At 76.1% G+C, this 19,611-nt stretch carries 16 protein-coding genes; 8 read left to right on the top strand and 8 right to left on the bottom strand.

All coding sequences use genetic code 11. The features are described from left to right. The first annotated feature begins 34 nt into the window (after positions 1–34). From ACI79L_RS07560 to ACI79L_RS07545, 4 genes are all read left to right on the top strand, one after another. Complete coding sequence (locus ACI79L_RS07560; RefSeq protein WP_456936183.1) at positions 35–1,261, top strand: DUF6986 family protein; 1,227 nt, start codon at positions 35–37, stop codon at positions 1,259–1,261. Positions 1,262–1,282: 21 nt separating this feature from the next. Further along, positions 1,283–6,346, top strand: a complete 5,064-nt coding sequence (locus tag ACI79L_RS07555) for a SpoIIE family protein phosphatase (protein WP_456936182.1) — start codon at positions 1,283–1,285, stop codon at positions 6,344–6,346. A 122-nt stretch (positions 6,347–6,468) separates the two neighbouring features. Continuing rightward, complete coding sequence (locus tag ACI79L_RS07550; RefSeq protein ID WP_456936181.1) at positions 6,469–7,518, top strand: anti-sigma factor RsbA family regulatory protein; 1,050 nt, start codon at positions 6,469–6,471, stop codon at positions 7,516–7,518. Positions 7,519–7,550: 32 nt separating this feature from the next. Continuing rightward, a complete protein-coding gene (locus tag ACI79L_RS07545) occupies positions 7,551–8,054 on the top strand; it encodes a MarR family winged helix-turn-helix transcriptional regulator (RefSeq protein WP_456936180.1) in 504 nt (167 codons plus the stop codon). Here ACI79L_RS07545 and ACI79L_RS07540 read toward each other — a convergent pair. Both ACI79L_RS07540 and ACI79L_RS07535 read right to left on the bottom strand, forming a co-directional pair. Then, positions 8,051–9,064, bottom strand: coding sequence for an ATP-dependent DNA ligase (locus ACI79L_RS07540; RefSeq protein WP_456936179.1), 1,014 nt, complete (start codon positions 9,062–9,064; stop codon positions 8,051–8,053). The two genes, ACI79L_RS07545 and ACI79L_RS07540, sit on opposite strands and share 4 nt — an antisense overlap. A 154-nt stretch (positions 9,065–9,218) precedes the next feature. After that, positions 9,219–10,694 carry a SulP family inorganic anion transporter gene (locus ACI79L_RS07535; protein ID WP_456936178.1) on the bottom strand — a complete coding sequence of 492 codons (1,476 nt, stop codon included), beginning with the start codon at positions 10,692–10,694 and terminating at the stop codon, positions 9,219–9,221. Between the two features lie 197 nt (positions 10,695–10,891). Between ACI79L_RS07535 and ACI79L_RS07530 the strand changes: the two genes are divergently transcribed. Continuing rightward, positions 10,892–11,464 (top strand): NADPH-dependent FMN reductase, encoded by a 573-nt coding sequence (locus ACI79L_RS07530; protein ID WP_456936177.1) that lies wholly within the window; start codon positions 10,892–10,894, stop codon positions 11,462–11,464. Here ACI79L_RS07530 and ACI79L_RS07525 read toward each other — a convergent pair. Then, on the bottom strand, positions 11,430–12,011 hold the full coding sequence (locus ACI79L_RS07525; protein ID WP_456936176.1) for an NUDIX domain-containing protein: 582 nt from the start codon (positions 12,009–12,011) through the stop codon (positions 11,430–11,432). The two genes, ACI79L_RS07530 and ACI79L_RS07525, sit on opposite strands and share 35 nt — an antisense overlap. A gap of 46 nt (positions 12,012–12,057) precedes the next feature. Here ACI79L_RS07525 and ACI79L_RS07520 point away from each other — a divergent pair, with 46 nt between their 5' ends. Continuing rightward, complete coding sequence (locus ACI79L_RS07520) at positions 12,058–12,543, top strand: DnaJ family domain-containing protein (RefSeq protein ID WP_456936175.1); 486 nt, start codon at positions 12,058–12,060, stop codon at positions 12,541–12,543. A 76-nt stretch (positions 12,544–12,619) separates the two neighbouring features. Here the strand turns inward: ACI79L_RS07520 and ACI79L_RS07515 are convergent, their stop codons facing one another. Together ACI79L_RS07515 and ACI79L_RS07510 are read right to left on the bottom strand one after the other, a co-directional pair. Then, on the bottom strand, positions 12,620–12,982 hold the full coding sequence (locus ACI79L_RS07515) for a nuclear transport factor 2 family protein (protein WP_456936174.1): 363 nt from the start codon (positions 12,980–12,982) through the stop codon (positions 12,620–12,622). A 23-nt stretch (positions 12,983–13,005) separates the two neighbouring features. Further along, the gene (locus ACI79L_RS07510) at positions 13,006–13,410 is read right to left on the bottom strand and encodes a hypothetical protein (RefSeq protein WP_456936173.1); all 405 of its coding nucleotides are present in this window, start codon (positions 13,408–13,410) and stop codon (positions 13,006–13,008) included. A gap of 87 nt (positions 13,411–13,497) precedes the next feature. Here ACI79L_RS07510 and ACI79L_RS07505 point away from each other — a divergent pair, with 87 nt between their 5' ends. After that, on the top strand, positions 13,498–14,313 hold the full coding sequence (locus tag ACI79L_RS07505) for a helix-turn-helix domain-containing protein (RefSeq protein WP_456936172.1): 816 nt from the start codon (positions 13,498–13,500) through the stop codon (positions 14,311–14,313). Positions 14,314–14,346: 33 nt separating this feature from the next. Beyond that, positions 14,347–14,514: a hypothetical protein gene (locus ACI79L_RS07500; RefSeq protein ID WP_387991213.1), complete on the top strand. Its 168-nt coding sequence runs from the start codon at positions 14,347–14,349 to the stop codon at positions 14,512–14,514. 129 nt (positions 14,515–14,643) lie between these two features. Here ACI79L_RS07500 and ACI79L_RS07495 read toward each other — a convergent pair whose 3' ends face one another. The 3 genes from ACI79L_RS07495 to ACI79L_RS07485 form a co-directional block, all read right to left on the bottom strand. Continuing rightward, a complete protein-coding gene (locus ACI79L_RS07495; protein WP_456936171.1) occupies positions 14,644–15,294 on the bottom strand; it encodes a DUF6308 family protein in 651 nt (216 codons plus the stop codon). Between the two features lie 88 nt (positions 15,295–15,382). After that, entirely contained in the window at positions 15,383–17,260 is a 1,878-nt protein-coding gene (locus tag ACI79L_RS07490; protein WP_456936170.1) for a hydantoinase B/oxoprolinase family protein, read from the bottom strand. After that, complete coding sequence (locus ACI79L_RS07485; protein ID WP_456936169.1) at positions 17,260–19,329, bottom strand: hydantoinase/oxoprolinase family protein; 2,070 nt, start codon at positions 19,327–19,329, stop codon at positions 17,260–17,262. The genes ACI79L_RS07490 and ACI79L_RS07485 overlap by 1 nt, the downstream gene beginning before the upstream one ends. Between the last annotated feature and the right edge of the window lie 282 nt (positions 19,330–19,611).

Here is a 19,611-nt window from a genome sequence, read left to right as displayed (position 1 = left end):
CCTGCACGAGGGCCGAACTCATCCGAGCTGCGCCGTGACCCTGGACGAGGGGGTCTACGGAGAACTCGACCGGCGGCTCGCACCCGTCGACGCCGCCCGGGCGGCCGCGTACCCGGGGGAACGGCCGGGCCGGCAGCCGGTGCACACCTGCTACGTGCCCGCCGACGCCGTGGTCCCCGGCCTGGCCGCCGACTGGGGTGCCGCGGCGCTGTCCGCGCTCGACGAGCACGGCCTGCCCGACCTCGGCCACGACCCGGCGCTGCTCGAGCAGGTGCTGCCCCGGGTGCGCGCCAAGCTCGCCGCCGAGCCGGTCGAGGACCTGCGGGTCGACGCCGAGGACGGCTACCGCGGCCGTCCCGACGCCGAGGACGGCGACGTCCTGCGCGCGGCCGAGGCGGTGGCCGGCGACCTCGACGCCGGGGTCGCGCCGCCGTCGACGGGCATCCGGGCCAAGTCGCTCGAGGGCCCGACCCGCCGCCGCGGCGTCCGCTCCCTCGACCTCTTCCTCGGGGCCGTCAGCGCTCCGCGGGCCACCGTCACCCTCCCCAAGGTGACCGACGTCGAGCAGGTGCGGGCCTTCCTGCCGGTGCTCGACGCGCTGGAGGCCGCGCACGGCGTCGCCCTCGACCTCGAGCTGCAGGTGGAGACGCCGCAGGCGGTGCTCGGCGCCGACGGCGCGGTGACCCTCGCGCGGATGGTGCACGCCGCCGGCCCCCGGCTGACCGGCCTGCACCACGGCACCTACGACTACAGCGCGGCACTGGGCATCGCGGCGGCGCACCAGTCCTCCGACCACCCGGCGCTCGACCTCGCCAAGCAGCTCATGCAGGTCGCCGTCGCCGGGACCGGCGCGCGGGCGGTCGACGGCTCCACCAACGTGCTCCCCGTCGGCTCCCGCGAGCAGGTGCACGCCGGCTGGCGGGTGCACGCCGGGCTGGTCCGCCGGGCGCTGGAGCGCGGCCTCTACCAGGGCTGGGACCTGCACCCCGCGCAGCTGGTCACCCGGTACGCGGCCACCTACGCCTTCTTCCGCGGCGCCCTGCCGGCCGCGGGCGGGCGGCTGGCGGCCTACGTCGAGCGGGTCGACGGCGGGGTGCTCGACGAGCCGGCCACCGCCCGCGCGCTGGCCGGCGTGGTGCTGCGCGGGCTGGACTGCGGCGCCGTCGACCCGGCCGAGGTCGCCGCCGCGACGGGGCTGGACCGCGCCGCCCTCGACGCCCTGGCCGGGCGGGACGCGGCGGGTCCCGGGAGCAGCGCCTAGGCTGCCCTGCGTGGTGGCGCGGTGACCGAGGACGCGCTCACCTCGCTGTTCTCCGGCGGTGGCGAGGTGGGCCGGGAGATGGCCGCCCGCGACTGGTCCGGCACGCCCGTCGGCCCGCCCGGGCGGTGGCCGTCGGCGCTGCGCAACCTCGTCCGGATCGTCCTCACGTCCCGGTTCTCCATGTGGGCCGCCTACGGCCCCGAGCTGACCGCCTTCTACAACGACGCCTACCAGCGCGACACCCTGCAGGGGAAGCACCCGTGGGCGCTGGGCCGGCCGGCCCGCGAGATGTGGGCGGAGATCTGGGACGACATCGGCCCCCGGATCGAGTCGGTCCTCGCGACCGGGATCGCCACCTGGGACGAGGACCTGCTGCTGTTCCTCGAGCGCAGCGGCTACCCGGAGGAGACCTACCACACCTTCTCCTACAGCCCGGTCGCCGACGACGAGGGCCGCACGGCCGGGATGCTCTGCGTCGTCACCGAGAACACCGACCGGGTGCTGGCCGAGCGGCGGATGGCCAGCCTGCGCGACCTGGCGACGGCGGTGGCCGCGACGCGCACCGAGGCCGACGTGCTGGCCGCCGTCGGCGAGCAGCTCGCCCGCAACGACGCCGACCTGCCGTTCTCCGCCACCTACCTGGTCGACGAGGACGGCACCGCCCGGCTGGGCACCGCCACCGGCCTGAGGCCGGGCTCGGCCGCGGCGCCGCGGACGCTCGCGGACGACGCGGTGTGGCCGCTGTCCCGGCTGCGCGCGGGCGAGCAGGTCGTCGTCGACCGCCTCGACCGCCTCCCCGGCCTGCCGACCGGCGCCTGGGACCGCCCGCCGGAGCGGGCGCTGGCCGTGCCGATCTCCTCCCCGCTGCCCGACGCCGCCGGCATCGCCGGCTTCCTGGTCGTCGGCCTCAACCCGCACCGCGTCCTGGACGAGGCCTACACCGGCTTCCTCGAGCTGGTCGCCGGCCAGATCGCCTCGGGCCTGGCCAACGCGGGCAGCCACGCGGCCGAGCGGCGCCGCGCGGAGGCCCTCGCCGAGCTGGACCGCGCCAAGACCGACTTCTTCAGCAACGTCAGCCACGAGTTCCGCACGCCGCTGACGCTGATCATGGGGCCGGTCGCGGAGCTGCGGTCCTCCCCGGTGGTCACGGCCGACGCCCGGGTCGCCGAGGAGCTCGAGGTCGTCGAGCGCAACGCGCTGCGGCTGCAGAAGCTGGTCAACACCCTGCTCGACTTCTCCCGCATCCAGGCCGGCCGCATCGACGCCCGGTTCGAGCCGGTCGACCTCGCCGCGACCACCGCGGAGCTGGCCAGCGTCTTCCGCTCCGCCGTCGACCGGGCCGGGCTGCGGCTCACCGTCGACACCCCGCCGCTGTCGCAGCCGGTGCACGTCGACCGGGACATGTGGGAGAAGGTCGTCCTCAACCTGCTCTCCAACGCCCTGAAGTTCACCTTCGCGGGCGGCATCACCGTGCGGGTGCGCGAGGAGGACGGTGCCGCCGTCCTCACCGTCGCCGACACCGGCACCGGCATCCCCGCCGCGGAGCTGCCCCGGCTGTTCGAGCGGTTCTCCCGCGTCTCCGGCGCCCGCAGCCGCTCGGGGGAGGGCAGCGGCATCGGGCTCGCGATGGTCCGCGAGCTGGTCGGCCTGCACGGCGGGTCGATCGAGGCGGAGAGCACCCCCGACGTCGGCACCGCCTTCACCGTCCGCGTGCCGCTGGGCACCGCGCACCTGCCCGCCGACCGCCTCGCCCCCGCGACGGCCGAGGCGCCGGTGATCTCGCCCGGCGCCACCCCGTTCGTCGCCGAGGCGCTGCGCTGGCTGCCGGGGGAGTCCGACGACGCCCCCGCGGCGGCACCCGGCGCGCAGGGTGGCCGCGCCGGCCGGGTCCTGGTCGCCGACGACAACGCCGACATGCGCGACTACGTCGTGCGGCTGCTCGCGCCGCTGCACGAGGTCCGGGCGGTCGGCGACGGGCAGGCGGCGCTGGAGGCGGCCCTGGCCGACCCGCCGGACCTCATCGTCAGCGACGTGATGATGCCGCGGCTGGACGGCATGCAGCTGCTGGCCGCGCTGCGCGCCGACGCCCGCACCTCCCGCGTGCCGGTGGTCCTGCTCTCCGCCCGCGCCGGCCAGGAGGCCGCCGTCGAGGGCCTGGCCGCCGGGGCCGACGACTACCTGGTCAAGCCGTTCTCCGCGCAGGAGCTGCTCGCCCGCGTCGACGCCCACCTGCAGCTCGGCCGCGCCCGCCGGGAGGCGGAGGAGCGGTTCACGACCATGGCCGACCTCGCGCCGGCGCTGATCTGGGTCGCGGGCGACGACGGCCGGCGGCAGTTCCTCAACGCGGGGTGGACCGCCTTCACCGGCCGTGCGGTCGAGGAGGAGCTCGGCGAGGGCTGGCGGTCGGGGCTGCACCCGCAGGACGCGCAGCGCTACGCGGGCACCGTGGCCGCCGCGGTCGCCGCCGGGGAGGGCTGGGAGGTCGAGTTCCGGCTCCGCCGCGCCGACGGCGCCTACCACTGGCTGCTCGAGCGCGCCGTGCCGATCGGGGGCACCGCCGGCGGCTGGGTGGGCAGTTGCACCGACATCAACGCCCGGTACCGGGAGACCGAGCGGCAGACCCTGCTCGCCGAGGTCGGCACCGCGCTGGACCGCGAGACCGAGACCGAGCGGCAGCTGACGGGGCTCGCGCGGCTGCTGGTCGACCGGCGGCTGGCCGACGCCTGCACCGTCCGCGTGGTCGGTGACGACGGGCGGCTGCGCTACGCCGGGCGCGCCGGCGTCGACGGCGACGTCCGCGCGGCGCTCGCCGGGCTGGAGCCGCACGGCGGGCTGGGCCGCGAGGTGCTCGAGACCGGGCGACCGGTGCTGCGGCCGCTCCTGTCCGGGGCGGGGGACGGGGGCGTCCGGCTGGACCTCCGCTCGGCGCTGGTCGTGCCGCTCACCGTCCGCGGCCGGGTGCGCGCGGTGCTGGCGATGGGCCGCCGCGACGACGCCCCGCCGTTCCACGACGACGACCGCGCGCTGGCCGAGGAGATCGCCACCCGGGCCGCGCTGGCCCTGGACAACGCGCTGCTGCTGGCCGACGAGCGGGCCACCGCCCGCCGGCTGGGGCTGCTGCAGCGCGTCACCGCCGAGCTGTCGGCCGCCACCACGCCGGTGGAGGTCGCCGAGGCGGCGGCCCGGCACGTCGAGGCCCTGACCGGCCGGGGCAGCGCCGTGGGCGTCTACGAGATCGACGACGCCCGGCGGGCGCTGCACCTGCTGTGGAGCAACGCCGGCGACCAGGACGCGCAGCAGTGGTCGGAGATCCCGCTCGGCGCGTCGCTGGCGGTCACGCGGGCGGCCGCGGAGCGGCGTGCGGTCTGGATCGAGGACACCGCCGCCTCGCCCGGCGTCGAACCCGTGCCCGGCGGTCCGGGCGCGGTGGTCGCGCTGCCGCTGCTGGTCGCCGGCCGCGTCGTCGGTGTCGTCGGCGTGGGTGCGCCGGCGGCCCAGCGGTTCCGGGCCGTGGAGCGCGGCATGCTCCTCGCCGTCGCCGAGCAGTGCGCCTCGGCGCTGGAGCGGGCCCGGCTCTACCGCGCCCAGCAGGACATCTCCTCCACGATCCAGCTCAGCCTGCTGCCCGCCGCGGTGCCCCGGCTGGAGCGGCTGGCGCTGGCCGCGGAGTACCTCCCCGGCGCCGTGGGCACCTCGGCCGGCGGCGACTGGTACGACGTCGTCGAGCTGGGCCGGAGCCGGGTGGCCATCGCCGTCGGCGACGTCGTCGGGCAGGGCCCGGCCGCCGCCGCCGTCATGGGGCAGCTGCGCAGCGCGCTGTCCACGGCGCTGCTGCAGGGCAGCTCCCCGGCCGAGGCGCTGGAGCTGCTGGACCGGTTCGCCGCGCGGCTGCCCGGCGCCCTGGCCTCGACGGCGGCCTGCCTGGTGCTCGACTGGGCCGCCGGCACCGTGCGGTGGGCCCGCGCCGGCCACCCGCCGCCGCTGCTGGTGGCCGACGGCGCGGCGACCTTCCTCGAGGCGGGCGCGGGCGCGGTCCTCGGCGCGCCGGGCCGGCGGCCCTACGCCGAGGGCAGCACCCCGATCACCCCCGGGACGACGCTGCTGCTCTACACCGACGGCCTGGTCGAGCGCCGCCGGGAGCCGCTGGACACCGGCCTGCGACGGGTCGCCGACGCCGCGGCCCGGCTCTCCGACGTCGAGCCGTACCGGCTGACCCGCGCGCTGCTGGCCGAGGTGCTCGACGACGACGCGCTCCCCGACGACGTCGCGGTCATCGCCGCCCGGCTGGTCCCGCCGCCGCTGCACGAGGTGCTGCCGGCCGACCCGTCCCGGCTGCGCGGCGTGCGGCGCACCGTGACCGCCTGGGCGCGGGCGGCCGGGGTGGCCGGGGACTGCCTCGACGACCTGCAGCTGGCCCTCGGCGAGGCGCTGGCCAACGCCGTCGAGCACGCCTACGCCACCACCGCCGGCGAGGGCCGCTGCGAGTACCGGCTCGAGCGCACCGCCGACGGCAGCGTCGACGTCTGCGTGCGGGACGAGGGCGTGTGGCGCCCGGCGCCGGCCGACCGCGGGTACCGCGGCCGGGGGCTGGAGCTGATCTCGGCGCTGGCCGACGACGTCGAGGTGGCCCGCTCGGTCGACGACAGCGGCGCCGAGGGCGCGGGCACCACGGTGCGCTTCCGCTTCGTCCCGGCCGGCCCCGGGCCGGGGGAGCCGGTGCCCCGGCGCGCCGTCGCCCGCACCGACGCCGGGCCGGCCCGCCTGACCGTGCGCCGGGGCCCTGGCACCGGGGGCTCCGGCGGCGTGCGGCTCGAGTTCGCCGGCGACGTCGACCTGGCCGCCACCCCGGTCCTGCGTGCCGAGGCGCTGCAGGCGCTCGACGGCGTCGCGGCCGGGTCGCGGGTGGTGCTGGACCTGCGGCAGGTGCCCTACCTGGCCAGCGCCGGCGTCGGGCTGGTGCTCGAGCTGATCCGGCTGGCCGAGCAGCGCCGCGCGGTCCCCGAGGTGCGCACCGCGGAGGGCTCCGCGCCGGCCCGCGTGCTCGCCCTCGCCGGGGTCCCGGCCGTCCCGTCGCCCGCGCCGTAGTGCCGCCGGCCCACCCGGACGGGGCCGTACCGGGCACCCCGCGAGCGGGCTCCCCGCACCGTGCCCCACAATCGGGAGCGATGGGCCGGAGCAGTTCCGGACCGGAGACGGTCGAGGGGCCAGTGGAACCTGGGACGGAAGCGGCCGTCACGCGGTCGGCACCGACGAGCGGCGCGGCGGCGCAGGGCTCGTCCACCACCCCGTCCCGGTCGGCCTTCGCCCACACCGCCGCGCTGGTCCGCGGGCACGACGAGGCGGTGGCCGTGGCCGCCGCCTACCTGGACGAGGGCCTGGCTGCCGGGGACCTGTCGGTCCTCGCCTGCCCGCCGGAGACCGTCGCGGCGGTCCGCCGGGCGCTCGGCATGCGGTCCGACGAGCTCGAGGACGACCCCCGGATCTTCCTCGTCGGCGCCCGCGTGCCCGACGCCTTCGCCGTCATCCGGCAGCGCGTCGAGCACGCCGCCACCCGCGGGTCGGGCCGGCTGCGCATCCTCGCCGAACCGCTGTACGGGTCGGTCCGGCGGCGCTGGCGGGAGATCCTCCGGTACGAGGCGGCGTCGAACGCGCTCGTGCAGGGGACGCCGCTGTCCTGCATGTGCGTCTACGACCGGGACCGGGCGCCGGCCGAGGTCCTCCGGAACGCGCGGCACACCCACCCGGAGCTGTGGATGGGCGGCATGCGGGTGAGCAACTCCGAGTACCGCGACCCGGTCGCCTGCCTGCAGGACCTCGCCGCCGTCCGAGAGCCGGTCGAGGCCGGGGATCCCGTGTACGCCGTCGACGGCGCGCCGGCGCTGGCCGGTCTGCGCGGCGAGCTGCGGCGGGTGTTCGCCGAGGTCGTCCCCGACGAGGACCAGCGCGCGGACCTCCACCTGGGCGTGAGCGAGGTGGCGGCCAACGCCTTCCGGCACGGCCGGCGGCCGATCTCCGCCCGCGTGTGGGCCGACCGCGACACCCTGGTGGTCACGGTCACCGACTCCGGCACCGGCTTCGCCGACCCGCTCGCGGGCTTCGTGCCGGCGCACGGCGACGACCTCGCCGTCGGCGGCATGGGCCTGTGGCTGGCCCGCAAGCTGTGGGACGCGGTCGACCTGGTGGCCGGCCCGGCAGGGCTCACCGTCCGGCTGGCCTCCGGCCTGGTGGAGCCCGCGGCGCGGCGCGGCGTGGCTTGACGCTGCCGTTCTCTCACTGCTGAGGTACCTGCGTGGAGGACGCGGTCGACCTCATCCTCGAGCAGTGGGCCCGGGAGCGTCCCGATCTCGACTGCTCGCCGATGGGGGTCATCGGCCGGATCACCCAGCTGCAGCGGGAGGTCCACCTCGCCCAGCGCGCGACCTTCGCCCGGCACGGCCTCGACGCGCCGTCCTTCGACGTGCTCGCCGCGCTCCGGCGCGCCGGGGAGCCCTACCAGCTCACGCCGACGGCGCTGATGCGCACCGCGCTGGTCACCTCCGGGGCGATCACCCAGCGGCTGGACCGGCTGGAGGAGAAGGGGCTGATCACCCGCACCCGCAGCGAGGCCGACGGGCGGGCCGTCGTCGTCACGCTCACCGACGCGGGGCGGGCGGCGCTGGACGCGGCGCTGCCGGACCACCTGGAGACCGAGCGCGGCCTGCTGGCCGGTCTGTCCGAGGACGAGCTCGCGCAGCTGGCCTGCCTGCTGCGCCGGTTCCTCGTCTCGCTGGGCCGGGTGCCGCAGCGGCCCTAGTCCGCGGGCGGCACGTCCGCGGGGCGCAGGTCGGGGCGGACCCGGACGAAGCGCAGCGGGTGCCGGAACACCCCGGCGGTGAGCGCGGCGTCCGCGCTGACCTCGACGACGGCCGTCGGCTGCACGCGGGTGAGCGCCACCGACAGCCGCCCGCCGCCGAACCGGCCGGTGCCGATCCGCTCGGGCCAGGGGTGGTCCTCGCCGGCGGGGGTGAGGACGGCGGCGAGCTCCGCCGACTGCGCGGGGGAGAGGGGCCCGGTGCGGCCGACGACGACCAGCTCGCCGTCCCGCCAGCGGCCGGCGACCAGCTGGCTGGGGCGGTCGACCGGCCCGATGACGCCGCCGGCGAGCACCTCCGTCGTCTCCCAGGACTTGACCTTGAGCCACTCGCGGCGCCCGCCCGCGTACCGGGTGGCCGCGCCCTTGGCGACCAGGCCCTCGACGCCGAGCGGGCGCAGGTCCGCGGCCCAGCCGCGGGCCTCCTCCGGGTCGGCGGTGACCGGCGAGAGCTGCAGGGGCGGCGCCCACCGCCGCGCGAGCTCCTCGAGGGCGGCGCGGCGGACGCGGAACGGCCGGCGGCGCTGGTCGGCGCCGCCCGCGGCGAGCAGGTCGAAGGCCACGTAGGAGGCGGGGTGCGCGGCGGCCAGGGCGGCCATCCGGGAGGGGGCGGTCGCCATCCGGCGCTGCAGCAGCCCGAAGTCCAGCCGCTCGCCGTTCCAGACGACGACCTCGCCGTCGAGGACCGTCCCGGCCGGGACCTGGGCGAGCGCGGCCGCGGCGAGGTCGGGGAAGCGGTCGGTGAGGTCGCGGCCCTGCTTGGACCACAGCCGGGTGCCGGCGCGGCCGCGGACCACCACCAGCCGGTAGCCGTCCCACTTGGGCTCGTAGCGGCAGCCGCCGGGCAGCGCGGACGCGACGGGGAGGTCCCGCACCGGCCGGGCCAGCTCCACCGCGACCGGCCCGGCGAGGTCCGGCGGCAGGTCCGGCAGACCGGGAGCGGAGAGCGGCACCGGGACAGCGTCGGGGGTGTGCGCCCCCGGCGCAGGCCCCTGAGCTGCGAACTCACCCGTTCAGGGTGGGTCGCCACCCTCCGCGACGACTCCGGCCGGAGGCACGACGCGGGTGCCGCCGTCCAGGCACGATCGGGTCACGGCAGCCGCCGGCTCAGTGCGTCCCGGTGAGCTGCCCCGAGTGCCGCTCGTAGCGGGCCGCCGAGTGGGGGTCCAGCCCGGTGATCTCCACCGTCGTGCCGTGCGCGGCGTAGCGCTGGGTGAGCGCGTCGAGGGTGGCCACGGTGGAGGCGTCCCAGACCGAGGCGGCGGAGAGGTCGACGACGACGCGGTCGGGGTCGCCGGCCACGTCGAACCGGTCGAGCAGGTCGTTGCTGGAGGCGAAGAACAGCGCGCCCGAGACGCGGTACACCCGGGTGCCGTCGGGCGCGGTGTCCGGGGTGACCCGCACCAGGTGGGCCACCCGGCGGGCGAACAGCACGCACGCCACGAGCACCCCGGCGCCCACGCCGATGGCCAGGTTGGAGGTGGCGAGGACGACGGCCACGGTCGCGAGCATGACCGCCGTCTCGCTGCGCGGCATCCGCGGCAGCGTGCGCAGGCTGTGCCAGTCGAAGGTGGCCGCGGAGACGAAGACCATGACGGCGACGAGCGCGGCCATGGGGATCACCGCGACGACGTCGCCGAGGGCGACCACCAGCACGAGCAGCAGGGCCCCGGCCAGGAAGGTGGACAGCCGGGTGCGGGCGCCGGAGCGCACGTTGATCATCGTCTGGCCGATCATCGCGCAGCCGCCCATCCCGCCGAACAGGCCGGTGACGACGTTGGCCACGCCCTGGCCCCACGACTCGCGGGTCTTGTCCGAGCGGGTGTCGGTGAGGTCGTCGACCAGTCGCGCCGTCATCAGCGACTCCATGAGCCCGACGAAGGCGACGCCGAGCGCATAGGGCGCGACGATCCGCAGCGTCTCCCCGGTCAGCGGCACGTCCGGCAGCGCGAACCCGGGCAGGCTGTCGGGCAGCGCACCCTCGTCGCCGACGTCGGGCAGGTCCCAGCCGGCCAGCACGGTGACCGCGGTGAGCAGCACGATCGCCACCAGCGGCGCCGGGACGGCCGTGGTCAGCCGCGGCAGCAGCACGATCACCGCCAGGCCGGCGGCGACCAGCGGGTACACCAGCCACGGCACGCCGACCAGGTGCGGCACCTGCGCGGCGAAGATCAGGACAGCCAGCGCGTTGACGAAGCCGACCATCACGCTGCGCGGCACGAAGCGCATCAGCCGGGCCACGCCCGCCACCGCGAGCAGCACCTGGAACACCCCGCCCAGGACGACGGCGGCGAGCAGGTACTGCAGGCCGTGGTCGTGCACGAGCGGGGCGACGACGAGGGCGACCGCCCCGGTGGCCGCGCTGATCATCGCCGGCCGGCCGCCGGTGAACGCGATGACGACGGCCATGGTGAACGAGGCGAACAGGCCCACCTGCGGATCGACGCCGGCGAGCACCGAGAAGCTGATCGCCTCCGGGATGAGCGCCAGCGCGACGACGAGACCGGCCAGCACCTCGGTGCGGGCGACGCGGGCCGACGTCAGCCAGGCGGGACGGGACGGGCGCGGGGCAGGGGAGGACATCGGGTCCGTTCGGGTCGCGGGTGCTCGGGTGGGCACGCGCGCGCGTCGTCGGGCCGGTGCACTCGGGCGACCATCCTCCCCTCCCGGAGCAGCGCGGTCCGTGCGGCGCTCGTCACCCTCCGGAGGCGGAAGCAGTTGGTCGCCGCAACGGTTGAGTCGCTCAACGAGCCTGTCCCGTCGTCGTCCCGGAGGTCCCGGTGTCCCGTCCCGTCCTGCAGGTCATCGCCGCCAGCACCCGCCCCGGCCGCCGGGGCATCGCCGTCGCCCGCTGGGTGCAGCGCCTGGTGCAGGAGCACGGCGGCTTCGACGTCGAGCTGGTCGACCTCGCCGAGGTGGGCCTGCCGGTGTTCGACGAGCCGAACCACCCCCGCCTGCAGCAGTACACCCACCAGCACACGAGGGACTGGAGCGCGACGGTCTCCCGCGCCGACGCGTTCGTCTTCGTGACCCCGGAGTACAACCACTCCTTCCCGGCGTCGCTCAAGAACGCGCTGGACTACCTGTCGGTCGAGTGGGCCGACAAGGCGGCCGGGCTGGTCACCTACGGCGGCGTCTCGGCCGGCCTGCGGGCGTCGTCGGCGGTCAAGCCGGTGCTCGGCGCGCTGCGGCTGCACACCGTCCCCGAGGCGATCTCGGTGCCCTTCTTCGCGCAGTTCCTCGACGACGAGGACGAGTTCGCGCCCAACGCCGAGCTCGAGGCCGGCGGCAAGGCGATGCTCGACGAGCTCGCCCGCGTCACCCCGGCGCTGCGCTCCCTCCGCGCCGCATGACGGGGTCGGCTCCGGCGCGCTGGTAGGCCCTCAGCAGGAGCAGGGCCCAGGCGGCGAGCGAGGGGCCGTCGGTGAACCGGCCGTCGCGGACCATCGCCCGCAGCTCGGCCTCGGGCACGAATGCCGCCACCATGTCGGCCTCGGTCACCTCGCGGGCGGTCGGGCCGGGCGTGAGGTCGGTGGCCAGCCAGACGTCGAACTCCTGCGTGGACAGCCCCGGCGCGAGGTCCGCGTGGCCGAGGTGCTCCAGCCGGCCGGCCCGCAGCCCGGTCTCCTCGGCCAGCTCGGCGCGGGCGAGCTCCTCGGGCGTCCCGCCCGTGCCCGCTGCCCAGGTCCCCTGGGGGAACTCCCAGGCCCGGCGGCCCAGCGGGTGGCGGAACTGCTCGACCAGCCAGAAGCCGTCCCGCTCGGCGGCGATGACGATGGCGAAGTCCGGCTTCTCGACGACGGAGTAGACGCCGGTGGAGCCGTCGACCCGCTCGACGGTGTCCTCGCGCACCCGGATCCACGGGTTGCGGTAGACCTCCCGGCTGCCCGTCGTCCGCATGCACGGCAGCCTGGCAGAGGCGGAGCATGGAGGCGGAGGTGGGAGGGTGACCCAGCGGAAGCCGCCCGGGGTGTCGTTCGAGACCTGGGTCGAGCGGCAGATCGGCCAGGCCCAGGACCGCGGCGACTTCACCGGGCTGCGCGGCGCCGGCAAGCCGCTGCCGGCGTTCGACCCGAACGAGACCGCCTACGACTGGGCGGTGGCCAAGGCCCGCCGCGAGGGCGTGGCGCCCGCGGACATGCTGCCGCCGGGCCTGGCGCTGCGCCGGGAGCGCGACGAGCTGCCCGCGCGGGTCGCCGCGCTGCCGGCGGAGGACGCCGTGCGCGCCGTCGCCGAGGACTACAACGCCCGGGTCGAGGCCTTCTGGCGGCGGCCGGCGGAGAGCCGCTGGTCGCCGGTGCCGGGCCTGGCCGACGTCGACGCGCTGGTGGAGGGCTGGCGCCGCGACCGCCCGCCGCCCGCGCCCGAGCCGCCGGTCGCCGCGGCGCCGCCCACGCCGCAGCGCCGCCGCTGGTGGCAGCGGCGGCGCTGACCCCTTCCGCGATCATGGCGCCGTGACCGTCGTCCGGGGGGTCCCGGTGGTCACGGCGCCATGATCGCGGCGTCGTTCAGGCGGGCACCCGGTCGAGGAAGCCGAGCACGGTGCGGATGCGGCCGTCCCCGTCGGTGACGGCGACGTCGAACCCGGTGACCGGCGGCTCGGCGCCGTCCGGGCCGAGGTGCCACGTGAAACGCACCTGGCCGTGGTGGGCGTCGGCCGGGCCGGCGAGCCGGAAGACGGAGCCCGGGAACTGCGCCTGGACGGCGGCGATGGTCGCGTCCAGCCCGTCGCGGCCGGCGACGTCGGCCAGCGGGTCGGTGTAGGTGACGTCCTCGGTGAACAGCGCCTCGACCAGCGCCCGCCGGGCGGCGGGGTCGGTCTCGTTCCAGGCGGCGAGGTAGCGGTCGGCGAGGTCGGGCGTGGCGGTCATGGCGGTCTCTCCTGTTCGTGGGATCAGCGGGTGTGGAGGGCGGTGAGCTGCAGGGCGGCGAACCCGGCGACGACGGCGGCCTGGAGCAGCACCCAGACCGTCCCGGCGGCGGTGAGGTCGAAGCGGCCGGCGACGACGACGGCGACGCTGCCGGCGGCCCACAGCGCGTTGGCGCCGACGACGACCTCCGTGGCGCCCCGCGGGACACGGGGACGGGCGGCGACGAGCGCGACCCCGGCGGCGAAGACGGCGAGGAAGGTGCCCAGCCCGCGCAGCGCCCCGGCGGGGACGCCGAGCAGGCCGGACAGCAGCGGTGCGGCGGCCAGGTAGGCCAGGCCGTTGGCGCCGGTGACGACGGCGTCCAGGCGCAGCGCCACGCGGAGCAGGTCGAGGGAGGGGCGGGGAGGAGCGGTGGCGGTGTTCGTCATGGCGCAGACGCTCCCGCCGGCGGGGAAGGGCGTCGATTACCTCGCGGGTAGGCGACGCGGGGCGCCGGCGTCGCTAGCGTCCGCGCCGTGACCACCGTGGTGCGCCCGGACGTCGGGGAGCTGCTGCGCGGCTGGCGGCAGCGCCGCCGGCTGTCCCAGCTGGACCTGGCCAACGACGCCGGGGTCTCCGCCCGGCACCTGAGCTTCCTGGAGACCGGCCGGTCGCGGCCGAGCCGGGCGATGGTGCTGCGGCTGGCCGAGCGACTGGAGGTGCCGCTGCGCGAGCGCAACGACCTGCTGCTGGCCGCGGGCTTCGCCCCCGCCTACGGCCGCCGGGGCCTGGACTCGCCCGACATGGCCGCCGTGTCCCGGGCGCTGGACCTGGTGCTCGCCGCCTACGAGCCCTTCCCGGCGCTGGTGGTCGACCGGTCGTGGGAGCTGGTCACGGCGAACGCAAGCGTGGCGCCGCTGCTCGACGGCGCCGCCGGGCACCTGCTCGAGCCGCCGGTCAACGTGCTGCGGCTGAGCCTGCACCCGGAGGGGCTGGCGCCGCGGATCGCCAACCTGCCGCAGTGGCGGGCGCACGTCCTGCACCGGCTGGGCCGCGAGGCGCACCTGACCGGCGATCCGCAGCTCGCCGACCTGCACCGCGAGCTGGCCGCGCTCCCCGGCGGCACCGACCGCTCGACGCCGGACGGCATCGCCGTGCCGCTGCGGCTGCGCGCCGGCGACACGGTGCTGTCCTTCCTCAGCACGGTGACCACCTTCGGCACCGCCGTCGACCTCACCGCGGCCGAGCTGTCGGTCGAGGCGTTCCTGCCCGCCGACGAGGCCACCGCCGCGGCCCTGCGCGCCCCGTTCACCGGCGGCGAACCGGCGCCTGCCCGGGCGGCGGCGGGGTAGGGGACCGGCACGCGACGACGAGGGAGGACGACCATGACCGAGGTGCCGGGCACCGACCGCGAGCAGGCCGAGGAGCAGGTGCTGGAGGAGACGCCGATCCGGCCGGAGGGCGTCGAGGAGGACACCTCCACGCAGGGCGACGAGGGCCAGACCGGCGACAGCGCCAAGCCGGGGGCCGGCAGCACCGACCCCGTCACCTAGTCCGCGGCTGCTCGTGCTCTGCCCACAGACGTGGGCAGAGCACGAGCGTGCCACGAGTCGGTCGGACGGCCCTCGCGAGTCGCGAACGGACCGGCTCGGCCCGCGGGTGGCCGGTGCACGCCCGACGGTTCAGGCGCTGTTCGGGCAGGAGTGCGTGCGGTGGTGCCAGATGACGATGTCAGCGGTCCGCAACAACGAGAGAGGGCGCCCGTCGGGAGTGCGCCGACGGGCGGCCAGGTCCGCCAACCACTCGCGGTTGGTGTCGATGTCGGAGTGCAGGGCTCGGTAGAGGACCGGGCGGTTCGGACCGGCCCCGTAGAACGCGCTCACCTCGGAGTCGACCACGGGGACGAGGGCGGGCCTGAGACGGTGGAGGACCTTGGAGACGGTGACTGCGGTCCAGTTCCGGACCTTCGGTTCCGTCTCGGTCGCATCCGTCGCGGCGCAGGCAGCGCGGAAGTAGGTGAACGGCGCCTCGTCGATCGATGAGAGGTCCTCGAAGGACTCCCCGCCCTCAGCCGGCACCTCGTCGAGCACGCGCTGCAGGGCCGCGAGCAGCCGGGTGGCCGGCGTGTCACCGCGCGCGAAGAGAGGCACCACGTCTGGCGCGGTCAGCCGCAGGCTGAGGCAGTTGGCCATGAAGACCTCGGCGGGCGTGATGCGGTCCGGGGAGCGGTCCCACCACGAGTCGTAGGTGACGAAGGCGCTGCGACCGGCTGGATCGGTGTAGGCGTCGAGGTGACCCTCCGCGCAGTCCCGCAACGTCTCGATGCTCGTCATGGCCTTCTCCGTCCCCCTCGTGGCATCGGCGCCTCTGGTCGCCTCGGCCACGATGACCGACGCGTCGGCCGACCTCGCGGAGGGCCGCCTACAGGACGTCGAACTCGTTGCAGGCCGCGCCGCCGGAGAGCAGGGCGTAGCCCGGGCCGCGGTCGAAGAACGGCTCGTCGCCGGTGCGGGCGGCGCGCATCTCGTCGCGCAGCGCCTCGGTCGCGGCGTCGTCGGCCGACCCGTCCTCGAGCACGACCACGCCGTAGTCCTCGCGGGCGCCGGTGACGCTCACCTTGCGCCAGGCGACGTCGCGGAGGACCTCCTCGACCGGCCGGTCCAGCGGGTCGCCCCACCCGCCGCCGCCGGTGGTGCGGATCCGCACCACCGTGCCCGCCGGCAGCGGCTCGGCGTCGGCCAGCGCGTCGACGTCGTGCTCGTCGGGACCGCCGGGGTCGACGGTGACCTGGAACGGCCGGCCCGCGCGACCGCCGTTGACGCCCCAGCAGGACAGGATCGAGCGGTCGGCGATCGACATGAAGTGCGCGTCGCGCAGCACCCGGATGTGCTTCTCGTAGCCGCAGCCGCCGCGGTACCGGCCCGGGCCGCCGGAGTCCAGCGCCAGGCCCAGCCGCTCGACCCGCAGCGGGAAGCGCGACTCGGTGAACTCGGTGGGCAGGTTCCGCGAGTCCGGGACGACGTGGATGGTGTCCTCGCCGTCGGCGTACCAGCGGCCCCCCGAGCCGCCGCCGAGCACCTCGCGCATGAGGTAGGGGTTGCCGTCGAGGTCGGTGCCGTAGACGCCGGTGTAGCGGATCGTCTCCTGGTCGGCGGGCATCCGGCCGCCGGTGGCCTTGGCCAGCACACCGGCCAGGACGCCGAGCAGCCGCAGGATCACGAACGTCCGCGCGTTGGTGGGCGCCGGGAAGACCGGCGTGAGCAGCGTGCCCTTCTCGGGAAAGCGCATCTCGATGAGCGGGACGACGCCCTCGTTGACGTCGAGCTCGGCCATCCGCTCGGGCGTCTCGGCGAGGTTGCGCAGGATCGGCGCCAGCCACTTCTTGAGGAAGTTGCCGTCGGCGTAGTCGCCGCAGTGGTTGATCGGGCCCTTGGCCTGCGGGCCGGTGCCGGTGAAGTCGATGACCAGCGGCGTCTCGCGGGTCGAGTCCATCGTCAGCGTGATCCGCTGGCGGTGGAGCTTGGGCTCCTCGACGCCGTCGTGCTCGGCGTAGTCCTCCCAGACGTAGGTGCCGTCGGGGATCTGCGACAGGATCTCCCGCCGGTACACCTCGGTGGAGTTGGCCAGGATCGCCTCGAAGCAGGCCTCGACGGCGGCCACGCCGTAGCGGTCGAACAGCTCGCCCAGGCGCCGGGCGCCGGCCAGGCACGCGGAGCACTCGGCGTCGAGGTCGGCGGCCAGCGAGTCGGGCATCCGCGAGTTGCGGGTCATGATCTTCAGGGCCGACTCGTTCGGCACGCCGCGGTCCCACAGCTTGATCGGGGGGACCATCAGCCCCTCCTCGTACACGCTGGTCGCCGCCGACGGCATCGAGCCGGGCACCGCGCCGCCGATGTCGTCGTGGTGGCCGAACGCCTGGATGAAGGCGACCACCTCGGGCTCCCCGGTCTCCGGCGACGCCGCGAACACCGGCACGGTCACGCACAGGTCGGGCAGGTGGCCGATCCCGCCCTCGGACAGGTAGACGTCGTTGTGGAAGAAGACGTCGCCGACGTTCATCGTCTCGATCGGGTAGTCGCGCACCACCGGGTGCACGAGCGCCGAGTACGAGCGGCCGGTGAGCTTGCGCAGCCGCCGGTCGTGGATGCCGGCGCGGAAGTCGTGCGCGTCGCGGATCATCGGCGACCGCGAGGTGCGCCCGATGGAGGTCTCGACCTCCTTCTCGATCGCGGCCAGCGTGCCGGCGACGATCTCGACGAGGACCGGGTCGGCCTCGACCTTGCCGTTCGTCAGGGTCATCAGGACTCCTTCGTGAGCAGCAGGTTGCCGTGGGCGTCGACGGTCGCGGCGAAGCCGGGGTGCACCGGGACGGTGGAGCCGAACTCCTCGATGACCGCGGGGCCGCTGACCACGTCGCCGGCGCCCAGCCGGGTGCGGTCGTAGGTCGGGGTGTCCACCCAGTCGTCGAAGAAGACCCGGCGGGAGCCCGTGACGGCCCGGTCCGTCCCGCCGTCCCGCTCGGGCAGCCGGACGACGTCCGGACGGCGGATCGGCCCGATGCCGCTCACCCGCAGGTTCACCCACTCGACGGCCTGCCGCGGGTCGGTCGCGAAGTCGTAGCCGTAGAGCTGCCGGTGCGCGGCGTGGAACGCCTGCGCGACGTCCTCGGCGGCCGCCCGGTCGAGCTCGCCGTCGGCCACCGGCACCCGCACCTCGAAGGCCTGGCCCACGTAGCGCAGGTCGGCGGTCCGCTGCATGCGCTGCTGGTCGCGGGCGAAGCCCTCGCCGTCCAGCGCCGTCCGCGCCTGCGCCTCCAGGTCGGCGTAGACCGACCGGACCCGCTCCAGGTCCAGGTCGAGGTGCCGGGAGACCACGGTCTGCACGTAGTCGTTGCGGACGTCGACGGTGAGCAGCCCGAAGGCGCTGACGTTCCCCGGGTTCGGCGGCACCAGCGTGCGGGGCAGGGAGAGGATGTCCATCAGCCGGCAGGCCAGCAGCGAGCCCGAGCCGCCGAACGTGGTGAGCGTGAAGTCCCGGACGTCGAGGCCCCTGGCCACGGTGACCTGGCGCAGCGCGTTGGCCTGGTTCCACGCGGAGATCTCGAGGATGCCGGTGGCGGTGCGCTCGAGGTCCATGTCGAGCTTCGCGCCGAGCTGCTGCAGCCCCTCGCGGGCGGCGTCGACCGACAGCGGGATCTCGCCGCCGAGCAGGTGCGGGGGGATCCGGCCCAGGACGACGTGCGCGTCGGTGACGGTGGGCTGGTCGCCGCCGTCGGGGTAGCAGATCGGCCCGGGATCCGCGCCGGCCGACTTCGGCCCGACCTTGAGCGTGCCCTCGGGGGAGAGCCAGGCGATCGAGCCGCCGCCGGCGCCGACCGTGACGACGTCGATCATCGGGATCTTCGACGGGTAGTCGCCGACCGAGCCCTCGGTGGTGAGCGCCGGCTCGCCGTCGATGACCACGGTGACGTCGGTCGAGGTGCCGCCGCCGTCGCAGGTGAGCACCCGGTCGAAGCCCGCGGCCCCGGCGATCAGCGCGGCGCCCAGGGCGCCGGCGGCCGGGCCGGACAGCATCGTGGTGATCGGCTGGTGCACGACCTCCTGCGCCGACAGGACGCCGCCGTTGCTCTTCATCACGTAGAACGGCACGCCCGGGGCGATCTCGTCCAGCCGGGTGCGGATGTTGGTGACGTAGGCGCCGACCTTCGGCTTCACCGCGGCGTCGACCAGCGTGGTCACCGAGCGCTCGTACTCGCGGTACTCGCGCAGCACCTGCGAGCTGATGCTGACGACGGCGTCCGGGTGCTCCTCGCGCAGCACCTCGAGCATCGCCCGCTCGTGCGCGTCGTCCGCGTAGGAGTGCAGGAAGCAGACGCCGATCGTGGTGATGCCGGCGGCGCGGAAGAAGCGGGCCGCGGCGACGGCGTCGTCGCGGTCGAACGGGCGGACCTCGGCGCCGGTGTGGTCCAGCCGCCCGCGGACGGTGCGCACGAGGTCGGCCGGCACGATCCGCGGCGGCTTGACCCAGAAGTAGCTGTTGCCGTAGCCGTCGGGCACCGACTGGCGGGCGATCTCCAGCACCGACTCGTAGCCCTCGGTGGTGACGAAGCCGATCCGGTCCAGCTTGCCCTCGAGCAGCTGGTTGGTGGCGACCGTGGTCCCGTGGCTGACCGCGGTGACCGCGGAGCCGTCCAGGTCCAGGAGGCCGAGCACCTTGCGGACGCCGGCGAGGAAGCCCTCGGCGGGGTCGGCCGGGGTGGACGGCGTCTTGGTCGTCGTCGTCCGCCCCGTCTCCTCGTCGACGGCGACGACGTCGGTGAACGTGCCTCCGGTGTCGATCCCGATCCGGACCCGGCGCGCCGCTGCCATGGGCAGATACCTTAGCGCTGAGGGATCTCGGCGGGAAGGGACGCGCCCCGAGTCGCACCCGAGCCCGGTGCCAGCCCCGGTGGCGACGGTCCTGGGCGTGGCCCGACCCTGCCTGCGCGCCGCTCCGCTGTCCGCCGGGCTGCTGCTCGTCCTGGTGCCCGTGCTGGTCACGGTCGACCTGGCCACGGGGGAGGTGACCGACTCGGGTCCGCTCTGTCCCGGGGGGCCGATCTCGACCACCTGCGGCTCACCGCCGCCGGGGCCGTCGCCGTCGGCACGTGC

This window comes from Geodermatophilus sp. SYSU D00684, from assembly GCF_054050455.1.
Note: the sequence above shows the minus strand (reverse complement) of the source record. Positions and strands in the feature narration are given on the sequence as shown.

Excerpts from the sequence above, each read along its gene's own strand:
- ACI79L_RS07535 (WP_456936178.1), bottom strand. The coding sequence starts at position 10,694 with ATGTCCTCCCCTGCCCCGCGCCCGTCCCGTCCCGCCTGGCTGACGTCG.
- ACI79L_RS07525 (WP_456936176.1), bottom strand. The coding sequence starts at position 12,011 with ATGCGGACGACGGGCAGCCGGGAGGTCTACCGCAACCCGTGGATCCGG.
- ACI79L_RS07515 (WP_456936174.1), bottom strand. The coding sequence starts at position 12,982 with ATGACCGCCACGCCCGACCTCGCCGACCGCTACCTCGCCGCCTGGAAC.
- ACI79L_RS07510 (WP_456936173.1), bottom strand. The coding sequence starts at position 13,410 with ATGACGAACACCGCCACCGCTCCTCCCCGCCCCTCCCTCGACCTGCTC.
- ACI79L_RS07500 (WP_387991213.1), top strand. The coding sequence starts at position 14,347 with ATGACCGAGGTGCCGGGCACCGACCGCGAGCAGGCCGAGGAGCAGGTG.
- ACI79L_RS07495 (WP_456936171.1), bottom strand. The coding sequence starts at position 15,294 with ATGACGAGCATCGAGACGTTGCGGGACTGCGCGGAGGGTCACCTCGAC.
- ACI79L_RS07490 (WP_456936170.1), bottom strand. The coding sequence starts at position 17,260 with ATGACCCTGACGAACGGCAAGGTCGAGGCCGACCCGGTCCTCGTCGAG.
- ACI79L_RS07485 (WP_456936169.1), bottom strand. The coding sequence starts at position 19,329 with ATGGCAGCGGCGCGCCGGGTCCGGATCGGGATCGACACCGGAGGCACG.